This is a genomic window from Micromonospora sp. WMMD737 (genome assembly GCF_049179055.1).
GTDB lineage: Bacteria > Actinomycetota > Actinomycetes > Mycobacteriales > Micromonosporaceae > Micromonospora > Micromonospora reichwaldensis.
This window is the reverse complement of record NZ_JBMHMH010000001.1, coordinates 747492-764975: the sequence shown is the minus strand read 5'-3', so window position 1 is coordinate 764975 and position 17484 is coordinate 747492. Positions and strand designations below refer to the sequence as shown.

The following is a 17484-nucleotide window of genomic DNA, read 5'->3' as shown; positions in this document are numbered from 1 at the left end:
CCCTGGTCGAGGGCCTGGACGGGGTGCCGCACCTGCTGCTGCCGCACGCCACGCCGCGCACGTCTCCCGGCTCCACGACCCGGCGGGCGCGCTCGTCGGCACCGTACGCCGGGCCATGTTCGTCATCGGCGCCGGCGGATTCGGCGGGCGTCGCGCCCGGCCCGCCCGCTGGCAGCCGCCGGCCGACCCGCCCGAGCACCGGATCGTCGCCACCGTCCGCCCGGACCAGGCGCTGCTCTACCGGCTCAGCGGAGACCGCAACCCGCTGCACTCCGATCCGGCCATCGCCGGTCGGGCCGGGCTGCCCCGCCCGATCCTGCACGGCCTGTGCACCTTCGGCTTCGCCGGCCGGCTCCTGCTGCCCCTCGTCGGCGACGACCCGACCCGCGTCCGGCACGTCCGCGTCCGCTTCGACGCCCCGCTGCACCCGGGCGACACCCTGACGGTGCACGCCTGGCGGCGCCCGTACGGCGTGGTCTTCCGCGCCACCGACGGGACCGGACGGGTCGTCCTGGACCGGGGCGTGCTGGCGGTCTCCGCCCGGTGACCGCCCGCCTGCCCGCCCAACGGTGAGGCGCCGACCGCGGCGGGGCGGGGCCTACGGGACCGTCTGGCCGCGGTCGGCGGTCACGCCGTCACGGGCCCGGCGCGCGGAGCCGCTCGACCGCGTCCAGCCTGCGGCGCAGCAGGGCCCGTTCGGGTTCGGTGCCGGCCAGGCCGAGCGCCTCCCGGTACGCCCCGGCGGCGTCGGCGTGCCGGCCGAGGCGGTGCAGCAGGTCGGCCCGGGCGGCCGGGTAGGGGTGGTGGCCCCGCAGCAGCGGCTCGTCGGCCAGCTCGTCCAGCAGCGCCAGGCCCGCCTCCGGGCCGTCGCGCATCGCCACCGCCGCCGCCCGGTTCAGCGCGACCACCGGGGACGGCGCGAGGGCGAGCAGCACGTCGTAGAGCGCGACGATCTGCGGCCAGTCGGTGGTGGCGAGGTCCGCCGCCTCGACGTGCAGGGCGGCGATCGCGGCCTGCACGCCGTACGGGCCGGGCGGGCCGCCGGCCAGCGCGACGGGCACCAGGTCGAGGCCCTCGGCGATCATGCGGCGGTCCCAGCGCCCACGGTCCTGCTCGTCGAGCAGCACCAGCTCGTCGTTCGGGCCGGTGCGGGCGTCGCGACGGGCGTGGATCAGCAGCATGAGCGCGAGCAGCCCGGCGACCTCCCGGCCGGCGGGCAGCAGCCGGCGCAGGATCCGGGCCAGCCGGATGGCCTCCTCGGCGAGGTCGAGCCGCTGCAGGCGCGGGCCCCCGCTGGCCGCGTACCCCTCCGTGAAGATCGAATACACCGCCTGGAGCACGCCCGGCAGCCGCTGCGGCAGCTCCTGCGCCCCGGGCACGCGGAACGGGATCCGGGCCTCGTGGATCTTCTTCTTCGCCCGGGTGATCCGCTTGGCCATCGTCGCCGTCGGCACCAGGAAGGCGCGGGCCACCTCGGGCGTGGTCAGGCCCGCCAGGTAGCGCAGGGTCAGCGCCCCGTGGTCCTCGGCCGCGAGAGCCGGGTGCGCACAGGTGAAGAAGAGCTGCAGCCGCTCGTCCGGCAGCTCGCCGCCCGGCATCCGGGCGGGGGCGGGCTCCGCCCGGTCCGCCTCCGCCTGGAGGATGGCCAGCCGCGCGGCGAGGGCCTGGTCCCGGCGCAGCCGGTCGACCGCCCGGCGGCGCGCGGTGGTCATCAGCCAGGCGCCGGGCCTGGGCGGAACGCCGTCGACCGGCCACCGGGTCAGCGCCGCCTCGACGGCCTCGGAGGTGACCTCCTCGGCCAGGTCCAGGTCGCCGAAGCGGCGGACGAGGGCCGCCAGCAGCCGGCCGCGTTCCTCACGGAACACGGCCTCCACGACCGCCGCCGGCGCCTCGTCCGTCCCCCCGGTGTCGGCGGGCGCTCCGCCCACCGCGCTCAGCCCCCGAACTCGGCGACCGGCCGGACGACGACGGCGCCGTTCCCGCGCGCGCCGGGGCAGCGCGCCGCCCAGTCGAGCGCGACATCGAGGTCCGGCACGTCGATCACGTAGAAGCCGCCGAGGATCTCGCGGGTCTCGGCGAACGGCCCGTCCGTGACGGTCCGCCTGCCGTCCTCGCCGACCCGCACGGTGGTGGCGGTGACCAGGTCCGCCAGCGACTCGCCGGAGACCAGGATCCCTGCCTCGCGCACCTGCTTGTCGTACGCCATCCAGTCGCTGACGTCGCAGCCGGCGGCCCCGCCGTCCTCGCCGACCGCACCCGCGGTGATGAGCAACATGTACTTCATGATCCGACTCCCCTCAGTGTCGCGTCGCCGCTGCCGTACCGGGCGACGCCGTACGACATCACTACGGACGGGGGACGGCCGATTGGACAGCCCGCCCGAAGATTCTTTCCCGACGCGGCTCCGGCTACCGGTGCAACCCGTCGTTCACTCAGGCCTCCGGCAGGAGGTGACCCAGCCCGGTCAGTTCCAGCACGGCGTGGGCGGGGCTCTGCGGGGAGGCGGTGACGCGCAGGTGCGCGACGATGCGGGCGACCTCGTGCAGAACCCGTACGCCGGTGCTGCTCAGGTGGGTGACCGGGGTGAGGTCGATGGTCAGCGGCAGGCTGCCGCCACGGCTGGCCTGCATGATCGCGGCGCGCAGCCGAGGGCCGGTGACCAGGTCCACCGGCCCCCGCACCCGCAGTTCCCGGCCCGCCGGGGCCTCGACGACAGCGGCGGCGAACTCGTCAGCGACGGTGGCCTGCTTGTGGGGGCCGGCCGCCTGGGCGGCAGCGGCGGTGGTGACGTTGGCGGCCTGGCCGATGTGGTGGTGCATGCTCACGGTGGTGCCCGCGTCGGTGTGGCTGACCTCCGCCCGGTCGACGAGGCCACGGATCATCGTCAGCCCACGGCCGCGACCGCCCGGGTCGCGCGCCGGTGGCCGCCACCGTCCCTCGTCGGTGCAGGTGACGTGCACGACGCCCTGGTCGTCCAGGGCGCCGTGCACGGTGAACGTCCCCGACGTGCCATCCGGGTAGGCGTGGTCGACGGCGTTGGTGGCGGCCTCCCCCGCGGCGTGGACGAGGTCGCTCACGTCCGGGCCGCTGGCCCCGAGCCGGGCGAGCCAGTCGCCCATGACCTGACGCATCGGCCGCAGCGCCGTCGTGTCGGCGGGCAGCGTCAGGTGCAGGGGCGCGACGGGCTCCGGCAGAAGATGGGCGGCGAGGAGCGTGGTGTCGTCGCCGAAGCCACCGCCAGCCAGGGCGAGACGTTCCGTGACCAGGGTGCAGATCCGGTCGGGCAGCCGCTGCGGGACGGTCGTGGCCGCGTCCAGTATCGCCCGCCGGGCCGCCGCGGCGGCGTCGGCCAGGACGCGGGCGCCGTCGTGCAGGTTCTGCCGGGGTCGCTCGATCAGGCCGTCGGTGTAGAGCAGCAGGACGTCGTCGGCCCGCAGCCGGCAGGTGTGCACCGGGGCGGGGCCCGCTCCGGTGCCCAGTGGCCCCGCCGGTGCCAGCGGCAGGTACCGGCTGTCGCCGGTGGCGCCGACCACCAGCGGCGCCGGGTGCCCGTGACTGGCCGCTTCGAGCGCCCCGTCGCGGGGGTCGAGCACCGCGAGGCAGGTGGTGGCCGCCCGGGTCGCGAGGGCGCGGGCCGCGAAGTCGTCCAGGACCGCCAGCACCTGTGACAGGTCGCCGCCCGACTGCAACGCCTGCCGAGCGACCGTACGGAGCTGGCCCATGGCCGCCGCGGCCGTGGCGCCGTGCCCGACGACGTCGCCGACGGTCAGCGCCAGCCGCCCGTCGGGCAGGGGAACCACGTCGAACCAGTCCCCGCCGGCGACGAGGTCGCTGCTCGCGACCAGGTAGTGGGCGGCGACCTGGACGTGCGGCAGGACGGGCAGCACGTCGGGCAGGAGGCTACGTTGCAGTTCCAGGACCAGACCGGCGGCCTGCCGGTAGCGCCGTTCGGCGGTGGCGGCGGCGGTCTCGGCGGCCTGCCGGGCGGCCACCACGGGGGTGGCGTCGACGGCCTGCACGATCACCCCGCGCACCGAGCCGTCCGGGTTGCGCCACGGCGCCATGTCGAACGTGTAGAAGGCCTCCGTCAGCGTGCCGTCGCCGTTGCGGTCGGTCAGGACGCGCTGCTCGTAGCCGTGCGAGCGGATGCCGTGCAGTGCCTGGTCGAGCAGTTCGAAGACGTGCTGGCCGGCAAGTTCGGGCACCGCCCGACGGAAGGGCTCACCGATCAGGCCGCTGCGGTCGCCGACGGCGGCGCGTACCGCCGGGTTCGCGGCCACCACCCGCAGCTCGGGCCCCTCGAAGATCCACACGAATCCGGGCAGCTGCTCGAACCCGTCGAGCACCGCCTGCGGGTCACCGGAGGACCAGCGTGCATGCGGAGCGGTCACCGACGTCCGCCCTCACCCGTGCCCACCAGCAGCACCCTGTCATGCCCGCGCCCACCCGTCCAATCCGCCACGTGCCGCTGGCCGGCGGCGGGCTCCGGTACCGGAGCCCGCCGCCGGCCAGCGGGGCGGCCTCGGGGCGCGCGCCGGCGGTCCTTGACCACGCCACCGGGTTGGCCGTAGGTTCCAGCCCTACATTGACGCCGATAGTTCGATGCGGCCGGCGGCGCCCGGCCCCGACGCGACAAGGACGGTCATGACGATCACCCGCCGCTCGCTGCTCGGCACGGTCGCCGCGGCCGGCCTGGCCACGGCCGTCGCGCCGGTCCTCGCCCCCGGCACGGCCCAGGCCGCCGCCTGGAAGAAGCGCCTGACCGGCGCCGACCTCGACACCAACCACCGGTGGCGCGTGGCGGGCACGGACCTGGGCATACCGTACGTGCTGGAGAACGGCTCGATCGGCTACCTGTTCGGCGACACGTTCGACACCCCGTGGCCCGAAGGTCCGCCGGTGCCGAACGACTGGCGCTCGCCGGTGCTGCTGCGCTCCGCCGTGCACCCGGGCGCCGCCGGCGGGATCGTCTTCGACAGCGCCGCCCGGGTGGCGGGCAACGGCCGGGCCCCGGAGCTGATGCACAACGGCCACCACGGCATCGGCATCGACGGGCTGTGGGAGGTGACCGTCATCCCGAACGACGGCATCGCCTTCCCGGAGACCGGCCGGCAGCTCGTGTCGTACATGAGCATCGAGAACTGGAACTCCGCCGGCCCGGCCGGGCCGCACTGGCGCTCGCGCTACGCCGGGCTGGCCTACAGCGACAACGGCAACGACTTCATCCGTACGCCGCTGAAGTGGTGGAACGACGCCACCAACACCGACCCGTTCCAGATGTGGACGATGCAGCGCGACGGGGACTGGGTGTACGTCTTCTCGGTGCGCGCCGGGCGCCAGCACGGGCCGATGATGCTGCGCCGGGTCCGCTGGGACCGGCTGTTCTCCCCCGAGTCGTACGAGGGCTGGGGTTGGAACGGCAGCAACTGGGGCTGGGGCCGCCCGTGCACGCCCATCCTCACCGGCCGCTTCGGCGAGCCCTCGGTGCGGCGGCTGGCCGACGGCACCTGGGTGATGTCGTACCTGAACTGCGCCACCGGGTGCATCGTCACGCGCACGGCGGACGGGCCGGACCGGGTCTGGACGGCCGAGCGGATCCAGGTCACCTCCTGGCAGGAACCGGGCCTCTACGGCGGCTTCATCCACCCGTGGTCCAGCCGGCGGGCCAACGACCTGCACCTCATGGTCTCGAAGTGGACCAGGACGCCCGACAACCGCAGCACCGCCTACCACGTCAGCCAGTTCGTCGGGTCGGCGTGAGCCCGCTGCCGTCACCCACGCCCGGTCCGGCAGCTCACCCGCCGGCGGGTGGGGTGGTCGTAAGGGCGCCGGGCCCGGTGACGTCGAGGACGTCGAGCAGGCCCAGCAGTCCGGCGAGCACGACGGCCTCGTCGTGGGTGAGGGTGATGCTGCGGGTGGCGTCGGGGTCGTCGCCGTCGGGGTAGACCAGCTCACGCCGGCCGCCGATGTGGTGGGTCACCACCCCGACGCGCACTCCCGCGTCGGTGGTGAACATGCGGCGGAACCCGATACCGGGCAGCGGGGTCAGTTCGACGTCCATCGGATACTCCAGGGAATGCGGGAGGGCCGGAACGGTTCGGTCCCGGCGCGGCGGGGGTAGGTGGCGCGGTGGGCCGGCCACACGGCACCGGAGGCGGCGCGGCCGGCCCACCGCCTCAGCGGGTGAGCAGCAGGCGCAGGCCGGCGAGCGTGGCCAGGTGCGGATCGGCGGGCATCGTGACGACCCGGCCGGTCAGCGCGGCCAGCCGGGCCCCGAGTTCGGGGTGCACCGCCCCGCCGCCGGTGATCAGCAGCCGGCGGCGTCCCCGCCACCCGGGCCGCGCGCCCAGGCGTCGTACCGCGGCGGCGATCAGCGGCACCTGGTCGAGGGCGTTGGGCACGTCGACACGCTCGGCCGCCTCGACCGCACGGTCGGCGATGTGGGCGATCTCGGTGCGGCCCTGTCCGATGTCGACGGCGACCACGTCGTCGCCGTCGAGGTCGGCCCGGCAGGCCAGGGCGGCGGCCAGTGGCTCCTCCACCGTGGCGACCCGCCCGCCGAACGCGTGGCGGACCGCCGCGACCAGGAGGTCCTTCTGCCGCAGGGTGGCGGTGGCCGGCACGCCGACCACGACCGGGGAGACGTCGTCGCCCGGCCGTCCGCTCGCCGCGGCCACCACCCGCAGCAGGTGTACGCAGCCGAAGAAGTCGGTCACCACGCCGTGCCGCACCGGCCACGCCAGCTTCACGTCGCCGGTGTCGCGCAGCGCGATGGCGGCTCGCCCGACGGCCTGGGCGCCGGCCGAGTTCCACGCGACGACGGCGGGCTCGGCGACGACCGTGCCGGACGTCGGCGTCCACATCCGCACCGTCGAGGTGCCCAGGTCGAGAGCGACGGGATGGCGCAGGCCGAGGCGGGCGTACGCGCCGGGGGTCAGCACGGTCACCGCCCCCGGGGTGGGACGGCCGCGACGACGGCGTACGCCCCGGGTCGGGGTCCGTCGTCGACGGACGGGGACAGGATGGATCGAGAATGCGGCAGGGTCGGCATGGTGCTCCAAGCCAGGGGCCCGCGTCGAGGACGCGGGGAGGCGGACGGGCTTCAGACGGCGAACGTCAGCCCGGGCGGAGCGCGGTCGGCCGACCAGGCGGGCACGCAGCCGGGAATGGCCCGCCGCGTGCTCCGGAAGACGATGCACAGCCCGACGGACCGGGCCGCGGAGAGCACCATGAGCAGCACGGTCAGCATCAGCAGCGCCGGCAGCGAGACCCGCTTGCCGGCGCGGCGGAGCCCGTGCCGATCCTGCATGCGCCCACCATAGCCGGGCGACCTGCCGGCCAGCCACGCCGTCGCCCGGCGGGCGGGCCCTACAGGCGGGCGGCGAGCGGGCGTGCACCGGGCGCTGGTGGGAGGGCGGCGAGCGGGGTGGGCCCGTCGCCCCGGCGTACCGGGCCGGTCGGCCCTGCCGTCAGTGCCGCCGCCGCGCCGAGGATGGGACCGGACGCCACCGGATCCTGGAGATGATCAGCATGTGCAACTACTGCGGCTGCCGGGACTTCCCCCTGATCGGTCGGCTCTCCGCCGAGCATGAGGCGATCGCCAACGCGGCGGGCCGGGTGCGGGACGCGGTGCGGGCCGGCGGCGCGGAGGCACCGGCGGCGCTCGACGCGCTGCTGGCCCTGCTGATCCCGCACACCGCCACCGAGGAGGAGGGGCTCTTCGTCGAGTTGCGGGCGGAGGGCAGCCTGGCCGACGCGGTGGCGAAGCTCTGCGCCGAACACGAGGACATCCACGGCGTCCTAGGCGCCGTCGACCGCACCGCGCCCGACTGGCCGGCGGTGCTGGCCGCCCTGGACCGGCTCCACCGGCACATCGACAACGAGGAGCACGGCCTCTTCCCGGCCGCGGTGATCGCGCTGCCCATCCCGGCCTGGGACCGGATCACCCCGGCGGCCGGTGCCGCGCGGTAGGGCGCACCCGGGGGGCCGTCACCGCCGCTGCGCCGTCGGCGTGCCGCTGGTCTCCGGCTGGTACCCGCCCGCGCGGCGCGGCTTCGCGATCGGCGTGTTCGGCATCGGCATGGGCGGCACGGCGATCGCCAACTTCACCACCGTCCGGCTCGCCGACGCCTACGGCGACCGGGCGCCCTTCCTGCTGGTGGCCGCGATCCTCGCCAGCTACGCGGTGCTGGCGTTCCTGCTGCTGCGCGACGCACCGGAGCGCGTCCGGCCGACGGGGTCGGCGTGGGCGCGTCTGGCCACGGTGGGCCGGCTGACCGTGACGTGGCAGTTGTGTTTCCTGTACGCGGTCGGCTTCGGCGGGTTCGTGGCCTTCAGCGTGTACCTGCCCGCGTACCTGGGCACCGCCTACGGCCTGGACGCCGCCGACGGCGCGTTGCGTACCGCCGGGTTCGTGGTCCTCGCCGTCCTGGCCCGCCCGCTGGGCGGCTGGCTCTCCGACCGGCTGCACCCGGTGCCGGTGCTGGTGTGGTGCTTCGCCGGGGTGGCCGCCTTCGCGGTGGTGCAGGCGTTCGAGCCCGCCCTGCTGCCCGTGGCGACCGTCGCGCTGCTCGGGATGGCGGTGCTGCTCGGCGCGTCCAGCGGGGCCGTGTTCGCCCTCGTCGGCAGGGTCGCACCCGCCGACCAGGTGGGCGCGGTCACCGGGCTGGTCGGTGCCGCCGGCGGGCTCGGCGGGTTCGTCCCGCCGCTGGTGATGGGCTGGGTGTACGGCGTGCAGGGGTCGTACGCGATCGGTCTGATGCTGCTCTCCGACGTCGCGCTGGCCGCGGCGGTGTTCACGGCGGTGAAGATGGGCGGCCTGGCCAGGCGCGACCCCTGACGCGTTACGGAATCATCCCGGAAAATCCGACCGGCGGGCACTCACCCTGATCGCACGAAGATCAGCGCGAGTGCCCGCCGTCCTCTATGACTGCTCGCTGACCTGCGAGCACTACGAATCCGCCGATGCGACAGGCCCAGGGGCTACCGAAACTTTTCCGGAAATTCTTGCTCGGCCGCGCGCGGCGCTGCCATACTCCACATCCATCAGGGTCGATGACGGCGGGTTCGCGGCCCGTGCGCCGCAGCCCGCCGGGGCGGCCCTGATCCGGCACACCCCCACCACTCCGGTCCGCCCCCCGACGGTGCGGACCGGCCCCGGAAGGAGCAGGAATGACCGAGAGGCACCCCCGGGACACCCGGTCGAGATCGCGTTCGCGGGCGCGCGCGGCCATCGTCGTCGCCGCCGTGGGACTGCTCGCGGCGACCGGCGCCACGGTCCTGCCCGGCGCGGCGAGCGCCGGGACCACGCTGGGCGCGTCGGCGGCGGAGCGCGGTCGCTACTTCGGCGCCGCCGTCGCCGCCAACAAGCTCAGCGACAACACCTACGTCACGATCCTGAACCGCGAGTTCAACTCGGTGACGCCCGAGAACGAAATGAAGATCGACGCCACCGAGCCGCAGCAGGGGCAGTTCACCTTCGGCAACGCCGACCGGATCGTCAGCCACGCCCGTAGCCGGGGCATGAGCGTGCGGGGCCACACCCTGGCCTGGCACTCGCAGCAGCCCGGCTGGATGCAGAACATGAGCGGCAGCGCGCTGCGCCAGGCGATGCTCAACCACGTCACCCAGGTGGCCACCCACTTCCGTGGTCAGGTCGTGGCCTGGGACGTGGTCAACGAGGCGTTCGCCGACGGCGGCAGCGGGGCCCGGCGCGACTCGAACCTCCAGCGCACCGGCAACGACTGGATCGAGGCGGCGTTCCGGGCCGCCCGGGCCGCCGACCCCGGCGCCAAGCTCTGCTACAACGACTACAACACCGACGACTGGAGCCACGCGAAGACCCAGGCCGTCTACGCGATGGTCCGCGACTTCAAGCAGCGCGGCGTGCCGATCGACTGCGTGGGCCTCCAGTCGCACTTCAACAGCGGATCGCCCTACCCGGGCAACTACCGCACGACCCTGTCCAGCTTCGCCGCGCTCGGCGTCGACGTGCAGATCACCGAACTGGACATCGCGGGGGCCTCGCCCACCACGTACCGCAACGTGGTCAACGACTGCCTCGCGGTGGCCCGGTGCACGGGCATCACCGTCTGGGGCATCCGGGACAGCGACTCCTGGCGGGCCTCCGACACGCCGCTGCTGTTCGACAACGGCGGCAACCGCAAGCCCGCGTACGACGCCGTCCTCGCCGCACTCAACAACGGCACGCCCCCGCCGACCTCGCCGCCGCCGACGACCGGCCCGACCACCCCGCCGCCGGGCGGCAGCTGCACCGCCACCCTGCGCGACGGCACCCGGTGGGGCGACCGGTTCAACAGCGACGTCACGGTCAGCGGCGCCACCAACTGGACCGTCGTCGTCGCGGTGACGCCCCCGCAGAAGGTCTCCGCCACCTGGAACGGCACCCCGAGCTGGGACGGCAGCGGAAACGTCATGACGATGCGCTCCAACGGCAGCGGCAACGTCTTCGGGTTCACCACGATGGCCAACGGCAACTGGACGCGCCCGCAGGTGCGCTCCTGCACCGCCTCCTGACCGTCGGGTGACCGGGCGGCCCCGGGGACGGCGCCCACCGCGCCGCCCCGGGGCCGCCGGGCCACGGGCCCGGGCCGGGTCGCCAGCGGTACGCGGACGCGACCGCACTCCGCCGCCGGGCGGCGCTGGCGCGGACCGGGTATAGCTGACTAAGGTCAGGTTTCATGGAGACGGAGCTCATCGCCGCCGTGCGGCGGTTCAACCGGACGGTGACCCAGCGGGTGGGGGCGCTCGACGACGAGTACATGGCGCGCGCCCGCCCCCTCGCCCAGGCCCGCCTGCTGTGGGAGATCGGCCCCGGCGGCGCCGAGGTCGCGGCGCTGCGGTCCCGGCTCGGGCTGGACTCGGGGCACCTCAGCCGCCTCCTACGCGCCCTGGAGGGCGACGGGCTCGTCACCGTCGGGCCATCCGACCAGGTGGGCGGGGACGGGCGGGTCCGGGTCGCCACGCTGACCGCCGCAGGCCGGGCCGAGTGGACCGAACTCGACGAGCGCTCCGACGAGTTCGCCCGGTCGATCCTCGCCCCGCTGACCGGGCGACGCCGCGAGCGGCTCGTCGCGGCGATGGCCGAGGTGGAACGGCTGCTCGTCGCGTCGATGGTGCTGATCGAGCCCTGCCCGCCCGGCGACCCGAGGGCCCGTGCCTGCATGCGCGCGTACGCCCGGGAGGTGGCGCGGCGCTTCGACGGTGGGTTCGACCCGGCCCGCAGCAAGCCGGTCCACGACGAGGAACTCGTCCCACCGGCCGGCGTGTTCCTGCTCGCCACCCTCAACGCCGAGCCGGTCGGCTGCGGCGCGGTGAAGCTCCACCGGGGCGCGCCCGCCGAGATCAAGCGGGTCTGGGTGGCGGACTCCGTACGCGGGCTCGGGCTGGGGCGGCGGATGCTGGGCGAGCTGGAACGCCACGCCGCCGAGCGGGGCTGGAGCGCCGTCCGGCTGGACACGAACCGCAACCTCACCGAGGCGATCGCGATGTACCGGGCGGCCGGCTACCGCGAGATCGAGGCGTACAACGACGAGCCGTACGCCCACCACTGGTTCGAGAAGCGCCTGACCCGGTGACGGCGCGAGCGGCGGGACGGCCGGCACTTGCCGGACCCTCCGCATTAATAGATACTTGTCGATGTTCCTGAGCCGGACGTGATCGGGCAGCCGGGCAGCCCTCGATCGGAACCCCGCCCTGTCCACCGTCTGCGGAAGAGGAACCACCCATGAGGACCAGACTCCGAGTGCTGGGCGCCGCCCTGGTCGCCGCCGCGCTGACCGCCCTGGCGGCGGTGGCGGTCGCCCCGCCGGCGTCCGCCGCGACCCTGACCGAGGTGACGAGCTTCGGCCCCAACCCGAGCAACCTGCGCATGTACCTGTACGTGCCGGACTCCGTCGCGCCCCGGCCGGGGCTGCTGGTCGCGGTGCACTACTGCACCGGCACCGGCCCCGCCATGTACGCCAACACCCAGTACGCGGCGCTCGCCGACCGGTACGGCTACATCGTCGTCTACCCGTCGGTGACCCGCAGCAGCCAGTGCTTCGACGTCTCCTCCCCGCAGGCGCTGCGCCGCGACGGCGGCAGCGACCCGGTGGGCATCAAGTCGATGGTCGACCACGTCCGGCAGCGCTACGCCGTCGATCCCGACCGGATCTTCGCCACCGGCATCTCGTCGGGCGCGATGATGACAAACGTCCTGCTCGGGCTCTACCCCGACGTGTTCAGCGCCGGTGCGGCGTTCTCCGGGGTCCCCTTCGGCTGCTTCGCCACCACCAACGGCTCCGAGTGGAACAGCGAGTGCGCCAACGGCCAGGTCACCAGGACCGCGCGGGAGTGGGGAAACCTGGTCCGCAACGCCTATCCGGGCCACACCGGGCGCCGGCCCCGGATGCAGACGTGGCACGGGACGAACGACGAGGTGCTGCGCTACCCGAACTTCGGCGAGCAGATCAAGCAGTGGACCGACGTGCACGGGCTGAGCCAGACGCCGACGTACACCGACAGTCCGCAGGCCGGCTACACCCGCACCCGTTACGGCGGCAGCGGCGACCGGGCGCCGGTCGAGGCGATCAGCATGCAGGGGGTGTCGCACAACCTGCCGGTCGACGCCGCGCAGGCGATCCGCTTCTTCGGCCTCGACGCCGCCGCGCCCCCCACCACGCCGCCGCCGACCACGCCGCCTCCCACCACGCCGCCTCCTACCACCCCGCCGCCGAGCACTCCCCCGCCCAGCACTCCGCCGCCCTCGCCGGGCGCCTGCCGGGTGGGCTACACGGTCAACGCCTGGAACGCCGGCCTGACCGCCTCGGTCACCGTCACCAACACCGGCACCACCACGGTGAACGGCTGGTCGCTGGCCTTCACGCTGCCCGCCGGCCAGAGCATCACCAACGGCTGGAACGCGACGTACGCCCCGACCAGCGGCGCGGTCACCGCCCGCAACGTCTCCTACAACGCCACCATCGCCCCCGGCACGTCGGTCAGCGTCGGCTTCCAGGCCATTCACACCGGCGACACGGGACGGCCCGCCTCGTTCACCCTCAACGGCGCCACCTGCGCGACCGCCTGAACCGGCCGGGGCGGCGCCGGCACCCGGCGCCGCCCCGGCGGCAGGCCCGGACCAGTGCCGGTCAGTCGTTGCCGGACGCCGGCGGAGCCTGGCCCCGCCCGGCGTCCCTGACGAACAGGATCCCGTCGGTGTCGGCCACGTGGGCCGGGTCGAGCGGGGCGTAGCCGAACCAGGGCGACACCCGGGCGGCGGGCGTCGTGCCGGCGAGGGCGGTGGCCAGTCGGCGGACGTCGACGAGGTGACGCTCCGCCGGCAGCGCGTACAGCAGCCCTTCCACGGTGTCCGGCGGCGGGGCGTCGACTCCCTGGTGGCGGATCGCGCCGACGGCCGTGGCGAGGAAGGCGTACTCCTCGCCCAGGTGGGCGTCGACGATCGCGCCGGCGCTCCACCACTGCACCGGCAGTCCGCCCATCCGCATGCTGCTCCTGTTGCGCTGGAGGTGGCCGTTGTGGGCGTTCACCAGCGCCGGCCCTCGTCCGGCGATGGCGAGCAGGTTGGCGGCCATCATGGAGTCCCGCACGCCGAGCAACCGCGCCATGCGGCTCGGCGACGGGTCGGCCATCGCGTGGTGGTAGCGCAGCAGGCCGACGGCGGTACGCCCGTACAGGCGTGCCCGGTGCCACTCCTCCGGTGTGGACGCCGCGATCAGGTGTGGCGTCTGCGCGTCGAGCAGGGCCACCAGGTCGTCGGCGAGCAGCCGCAGCCGGCCGGCGTCGGGCGTGCGCCCCACGGACCGGGAGGGGTCCGTCATCGCGGCGGGACTGGTCCACCGCTCGTCGGCGCCGAGCAGGCGGTCGAGCGTCTCCGCCGCGCAGGGAAGCAGGTCGGCGTCGACCCGGGCGGCGAGGTAGGCGTGCAGTGCGGTGAGGGCCTGCCGGGGGCTCGCGGCGCCGGTGATCTCCAGCGGGCCGTCGAACCCGGCGAACCGCACCTGCTCCGCCGGGGGCCGCCCGTCGTTGTACGCGCGCATCCAGCGCACCAGCTCGCGGTTGGCGGCGAAGGCGCCCCACCCGTGGCTGAACCCGCGCTCCATGACGTCGTCGAGGAGGCCGGTGCCCGAGGTGACGTGGTCGTCCACGACCAGCCCCATCACGCAGTCGCTCTCGATCGCGATCGTCCGGTAGTGCTCCCGCTCGACGAGTTGCCGGAAGAGCTCGTTCCGCAGGTCGAGCAGGGCGTCCTCGCCGTGGGTGGGCTCGCCGAGGGCGAGCAGCCGCGGCCTGCCCGGGAGCAACGCCATGACGGCAGCGGGGTCGACGGCACGGGCGGCGTCTGCGACATCAGCAGTCATGCCCTCAACGGTATCGTTGAACCGACGGTGCAAACTTCTCTCCGATATCAGCAGAGTGATGACGCCAAACCCTCAAAGCAGTGGCAGGCTCAGGCCGGTCGACCTGGCGCGCGCGCACGGCCTGTCGACGCAGGCGGTCAGGAACTACGAGGCGGCCGGCATCCTTCCGGCCGCGGACCGCACCCCGCACGGCTACCGCACCTACACGGCGCTGCACGCGCAGGCACTGCGCGCGTTCCTCGCCCTCGTGCCCGGACACGGGCATGCGACGGCCACGTCGATCATGCAGGCGGTCAACCGGGGCGCGACCGAGGACGCCCTGCGGCTCGTCGACGAGAGTCACGCGCAGCTCCTCGACGACCGCCGCACCCTCCAGGCCGCCGAAGCCGCTGTCGGTGCCCTCGACCCGGTGCCGCAGGGACGGAGCAACACGTTCGTCGGTCCCCTGTCGAGAAGGCTCGGCATCCGCCCGGCCACCCTGCGCAAGTGGGAACGCGCGGGCGTGCTCCAGCCGCGCCGCGATCCGCAGACGGGCTATCGGGTCTACAGCGCCGCCGACGTGCGCGACGCCCGGCTGGCCCACCAGCTCAGGCGGGGTGGCTACCTGCTGGCGCAGATCGCCCCGCTGATCGCCCAGGTCCGCTCCGCCGGGGGCGTCGCGCCGCTCGGGTCGATGCTGCGCGACTGGCGCGCCCGCCTCGCTGCCCGCAGCCGCGCCATGCTGACCGGCGCCGCCGCCCTGGACGCCTACCTCGACTGCCGACCGGTCCCGCCCGACGACGGGCCGGGCGCCCCCGGCACCGCCCCGCCGGCCACGGATCCGGTCCGGCCGCCGGGTGAGTCCGCCTGATCGTCCTCGGCCTCACCGCCACTCAGGCGGGGCCACCCGCTGCCCGCTCACCCGGCCGTACGAGCAGTTGCCAGTAGTCGCCCGCCGGGTCGTGAGCCGTGAGCCATCGCCGGAGCGCTACGAGCGACGCCCGGTGCGACACCGAGCTGACCGCGTACCACCGGTGCAGCAGCAGCTCGTGGATCCGGACAGCCTGTGCGGCGTGCTCGAGCACCAGGCCGTCGACGGCCCGGACGACGGCCACCTCCTCGGCCCGTCCCCGCAGCAACGCGGTGCAGTCGATGTCCGTGGCGACCTCGATCCCGTCGCCGGCGGCGAGGACGGAGAACTCGACGGTCCGGTCCCGCCCGCCCACCTCTACCGTCTGCGCGAAGACGAGGACGTCGTCGCCCGGGGGCGTGAGCATGCCCCCGGCGGCCACCCCGGGTGGGACCACGTAGTGCACCCAGAACGTCATGCGCAGATGCTAGCCACCCTCGCGACCCGGCTCCGGGGACGCCGTCCTGCCCGGCGTGGGGTCGACCGCGTCACCGTCGGCGGTGGTCGGGACGGGGCGCGGCGAGCGGCGGACCTGCCATGTCCGACCGGGTTTCCGGACTCCGGAGGGGTCTTGTCCCCCGTGCGAGCTACCCGCAAGTGTCCACCGCACGGGGACGATTGCGGCGGCGGAACTCCATAGGTTTCTTCGTGTCCGCGGCGCTCCGGTCGCGGTCTGCGAAGGAGTCGTCATGCGCTTCGTCACACAGCTTCTCGCCGTCGCCGCCGTCGCCCTCGTCGGCGGGCAGAGCGTCGCCGCCGTCGAGGGCAGCTTCCTCCTCACCCTGGTGATCGGCGCGGTGACGGCAGTGCTGGGCGTGGTCGTCTACCGGTGGGTCGTGCGGCGCACCGAGCGCCGTGAGCCGACCGAGCTCGGCCCGGACGGTTGGGGCGGGAAGCTGCGCCGCGGGGCGCTCATCGGCTTCGCCATGTTCGCTGCCGTCATCGCCAACATCGCGTTCCTCGGCGGTTACCACGTCGAGGGCTGGCCGCGATCCGTCGTCAGACGCGCGGGATGACGACCTTGGCGACCTGCTCGGCGTCGGCCAGGTCCTGCGCGTCGGAGCCGCCGCGGGAGTAGACGTCGATCTGCAGGGCGCCGTGCAGGACGTAGAGGTGCCCGGAGTGCCAGTACGCCTTCTCGCCGACCCCGTCCACCGGCCTGGCCGCGGCGACGGTGACGTCGAAGTCGGCGGCGGTGGTGCGGCTCAGGAAGATCGTGAGCTGGCCGTGGTTCTGCTGCCACTGGCAGAAGCGGGTGACGTCGCCAGCGTCGCCGCCGTCCTCGTCGTTCCGGGTGACCTCGCGGCCGGTCAGGTCGACCACCTCGGCCTCGGTGAGCAGGGTGCAGGGGTCGGGGATGCCGCCGGCTCCCCGCACCGCACCCGGGTCGCCGTCCGCAGTCCCGGCCGGCGTCGGGGAGGCGGCCTCGGCGGGCGGCGCGAGCGTGGCGTCCGCGGTCGGTGAGTCGCCGGCGGTGGTGGATCCGGTGAGGTCGCAGCCCGCGGTGAGGCAGACGGCGACGAGTGCGGCCAGGGTGACGGATCGGTGCTTCACGAGGTCTCCTCGCAGGGGTACGGGATGCGGGTCAGTTGGTGCCGAGGCCCTTGTCGAGCACCTTGGCCGAGGCGGTGACGGTCGCGGACCGCACGGGCCCACCACCGACCGTGTAGAGCGCGTAGGTGTGCGTTTCGGTGCTGCCGACGTCGCCGGTGCAGGAGAAGAGGAACTCCTGCGAGCCTTCGAGATCCACCGGGCCGTACGTGCCCGGCGTGTTCGTCGGATCGTCCACGGACAGGGCCCCGCCGGTGGCGCCGGTGATCTTCCACTCGATGACCAGGGGCACGGGGTCGGCGCGGAAGACGGCGGTGCCCTCGGCGCACTTCGGCTGCCGGGCGACGCGCAGGTGGACGATTCGCGGGCCGGCGACCGGCGTGGTGGCCGGGTGCGACGGCTTCGCCGTGGCCGGCTTCCCGTCGGCGGGCTCCGTGGCGGCCGGCCGCGTCGGCGCCGGCTCCGTCCCGGCTGGCGACGGCGGCCGTGCCGAATGCGCCGTAGCGGTCGCGGCGGACGGGCCGACGGATGCCACCGCGTCGGCGTCGCTGTCCCGAGTGGTCGGCCCGGTCGCCGCGCACCCCGACATCGTCGCGGCGATGAGCAGGGAGATGGCCGCTGGCCTGGTAGGTCGGATCACGTCGGAAGGATGGACGGCGGCGC

At 74.6% G+C, this 17484-nt stretch carries 18 protein-coding genes and 1 pseudogene; 9 read left to right on the top strand and 10 right to left on the bottom strand.

Going from position 1 to position 17484, the window contains the following annotated elements; all coding sequences use genetic code 11:
* The first annotated feature begins 115 nt into the window (after positions 1 to 115).
* Positions 116 to 547, top strand: coding sequence for a MaoC/PaaZ C-terminal domain-containing protein (locus ACN27A_RS02690; RefSeq protein ID WP_421449548.1), 432 nt, complete (start codon positions 116 to 118; stop codon positions 545 to 547).
* 88 nt (positions 548 to 635) lie between these two features.
* On the opposite strand, the gene ACN27A_RS02685 is transcribed toward ACN27A_RS02690, so the two are convergent.
* From ACN27A_RS02685 to ACN27A_RS02675, 3 genes are all read right to left on the bottom strand, one after another.
* The gene (locus tag ACN27A_RS02685) at positions 636 to 1928 is read right to left on the bottom strand and encodes an RNA polymerase sigma factor (RefSeq protein WP_421449547.1); all 1293 of its coding nucleotides are present in this window, start codon (positions 1926 to 1928) and stop codon (positions 636 to 638) included.
* Positions 1929 to 1933: 5 nt separating this feature from the next.
* Positions 1934 to 2284, bottom strand: a complete 351-nt coding sequence (locus ACN27A_RS02680) for a YciI family protein (RefSeq protein ID WP_421449545.1) — start codon at positions 2282 to 2284, stop codon at positions 1934 to 1936.
* A 148-nt stretch (positions 2285 to 2432) separates the two neighbouring features.
* Entirely contained in the window at positions 2433 to 4391 is a 1959-nt protein-coding gene (locus tag ACN27A_RS02675; protein ID WP_421449543.1) for a SpoIIE family protein phosphatase, read from the bottom strand.
* A 253-nt stretch (positions 4392 to 4644) separates the two neighbouring features.
* On the opposite strand from ACN27A_RS02675, the gene ACN27A_RS02670 reads away from it, so the two are divergent.
* Positions 4645 to 5760: a DUF4185 domain-containing protein gene (locus ACN27A_RS02670; RefSeq protein WP_421449541.1), complete on the top strand. Its 1116-nt coding sequence runs from the start codon at positions 4645 to 4647 to the stop codon at positions 5758 to 5760.
* Between the two features lie 34 nt (positions 5761 to 5794).
* Here ACN27A_RS02670 and ACN27A_RS02665 read toward each other — a convergent pair whose 3' ends face one another.
* From ACN27A_RS02665 to ACN27A_RS02655, 3 genes are all read right to left on the bottom strand, one after another.
* Positions 5795 to 6061, bottom strand: coding sequence for a potassium transporter TrkA (locus tag ACN27A_RS02665; protein WP_421449540.1), 267 nt, complete (start codon positions 6059 to 6061; stop codon positions 5795 to 5797).
* Positions 6062 to 6176: 115 nt separating this feature from the next.
* On the bottom strand, positions 6177 to 6947 hold the full coding sequence (locus ACN27A_RS02660) for a rod shape-determining protein (RefSeq protein ID WP_421449538.1): 771 nt from the start codon (positions 6945 to 6947) through the stop codon (positions 6177 to 6179).
* Between the two features lie 155 nt (positions 6948 to 7102).
* On the bottom strand, positions 7103 to 7309 hold the full coding sequence (locus tag ACN27A_RS02655; RefSeq protein ID WP_132239043.1) for a hypothetical protein: 207 nt from the start codon (positions 7307 to 7309) through the stop codon (positions 7103 to 7105).
* Positions 7310 to 7530: 221 nt separating this feature from the next.
* On the opposite strand from ACN27A_RS02655, the gene ACN27A_RS02650 reads away from it, so the two are divergent.
* The 5 genes and pseudogenes from ACN27A_RS02650 (at position 7531) to ACN27A_RS02630 (ending at position 13090) form a co-directional block, all read left to right on the top strand.
* The gene (locus ACN27A_RS02650; RefSeq protein WP_421458355.1) at positions 7531 to 7971 is read left to right on the top strand and encodes a hemerythrin domain-containing protein; all 441 of its coding nucleotides are present in this window, start codon (positions 7531 to 7533) and stop codon (positions 7969 to 7971) included.
* 31 nt (positions 7972 to 8002) lie between these two features.
* A pseudogene (locus ACN27A_RS02645) lies at positions 8003 to 8839 on the top strand (MFS transporter); the annotation flags it as partial.
* A 332-nt stretch (positions 8840 to 9171) separates the two neighbouring features.
* Positions 9172 to 10536: an endo-1,4-beta-xylanase gene (locus ACN27A_RS02640; protein ID WP_421449536.1), complete on the top strand. Its 1365-nt coding sequence runs from the start codon at positions 9172 to 9174 to the stop codon at positions 10534 to 10536.
* 164 nt (positions 10537 to 10700) lie between these two features.
* On the top strand, positions 10701 to 11597 hold the full coding sequence (locus ACN27A_RS02635; RefSeq protein ID WP_421449534.1) for a bifunctional helix-turn-helix transcriptional regulator/GNAT family N-acetyltransferase: 897 nt from the start codon (positions 10701 to 10703) through the stop codon (positions 11595 to 11597).
* Between the two features lie 149 nt (positions 11598 to 11746).
* Positions 11747 to 13090, top strand: coding sequence for a PHB depolymerase family esterase (locus tag ACN27A_RS02630; protein ID WP_421449532.1), 1344 nt, complete (start codon positions 11747 to 11749; stop codon positions 13088 to 13090).
* Positions 13091 to 13151: 61 nt separating this feature from the next.
* Here the strand turns inward: ACN27A_RS02630 and ACN27A_RS02625 are convergent, their stop codons facing one another.
* The gene (locus tag ACN27A_RS02625) at positions 13152 to 14381 is read right to left on the bottom strand and encodes an erythromycin esterase family protein (RefSeq protein WP_421449530.1); all 1230 of its coding nucleotides are present in this window, start codon (positions 14379 to 14381) and stop codon (positions 13152 to 13154) included.
* Between the two features lie 58 nt (positions 14382 to 14439).
* Between ACN27A_RS02625 and ACN27A_RS02620 the strand changes: the two genes are divergently transcribed.
* A complete protein-coding gene (locus ACN27A_RS02620) occupies positions 14440 to 15231 on the top strand; it encodes a TioE family transcriptional regulator (RefSeq protein ID WP_421449528.1) in 792 nt (263 codons plus the stop codon).
* Positions 15232 to 15253: 22 nt separating this feature from the next.
* Here ACN27A_RS02620 and ACN27A_RS02615 read toward each other — a convergent pair whose 3' ends face one another.
* The gene (locus ACN27A_RS02615) at positions 15254 to 15688 is read right to left on the bottom strand and encodes a hypothetical protein (RefSeq protein WP_421449527.1); all 435 of its coding nucleotides are present in this window, start codon (positions 15686 to 15688) and stop codon (positions 15254 to 15256) included.
* A 271-nt stretch (positions 15689 to 15959) separates the two neighbouring features.
* Between ACN27A_RS02615 and ACN27A_RS02610 the strand changes: the two genes are divergently transcribed.
* Positions 15960 to 16286 carry a hypothetical protein gene (locus tag ACN27A_RS02610; RefSeq protein ID WP_421449525.1) on the top strand — a complete coding sequence of 109 codons (327 nt, stop codon included), beginning with the start codon at positions 15960 to 15962 and terminating at the stop codon, positions 16284 to 16286.
* Here ACN27A_RS02610 and ACN27A_RS02605 read toward each other — a convergent pair.
* Positions 16270 to 16824, bottom strand: a complete 555-nt coding sequence (locus tag ACN27A_RS02605) for a DUF3558 family protein (protein WP_421449524.1) — start codon at positions 16822 to 16824, stop codon at positions 16270 to 16272. The two genes, ACN27A_RS02610 and ACN27A_RS02605, sit on opposite strands and share 17 nt — an antisense overlap.
* A gap of 31 nt (positions 16825 to 16855) precedes the next feature.
* The gene (locus ACN27A_RS02600) at positions 16856 to 17461 is read right to left on the bottom strand and encodes a hypothetical protein (protein WP_421449522.1); all 606 of its coding nucleotides are present in this window, start codon (positions 17459 to 17461) and stop codon (positions 16856 to 16858) included.
* Positions 17462 to 17484: the final 23 nt, after the last annotated feature.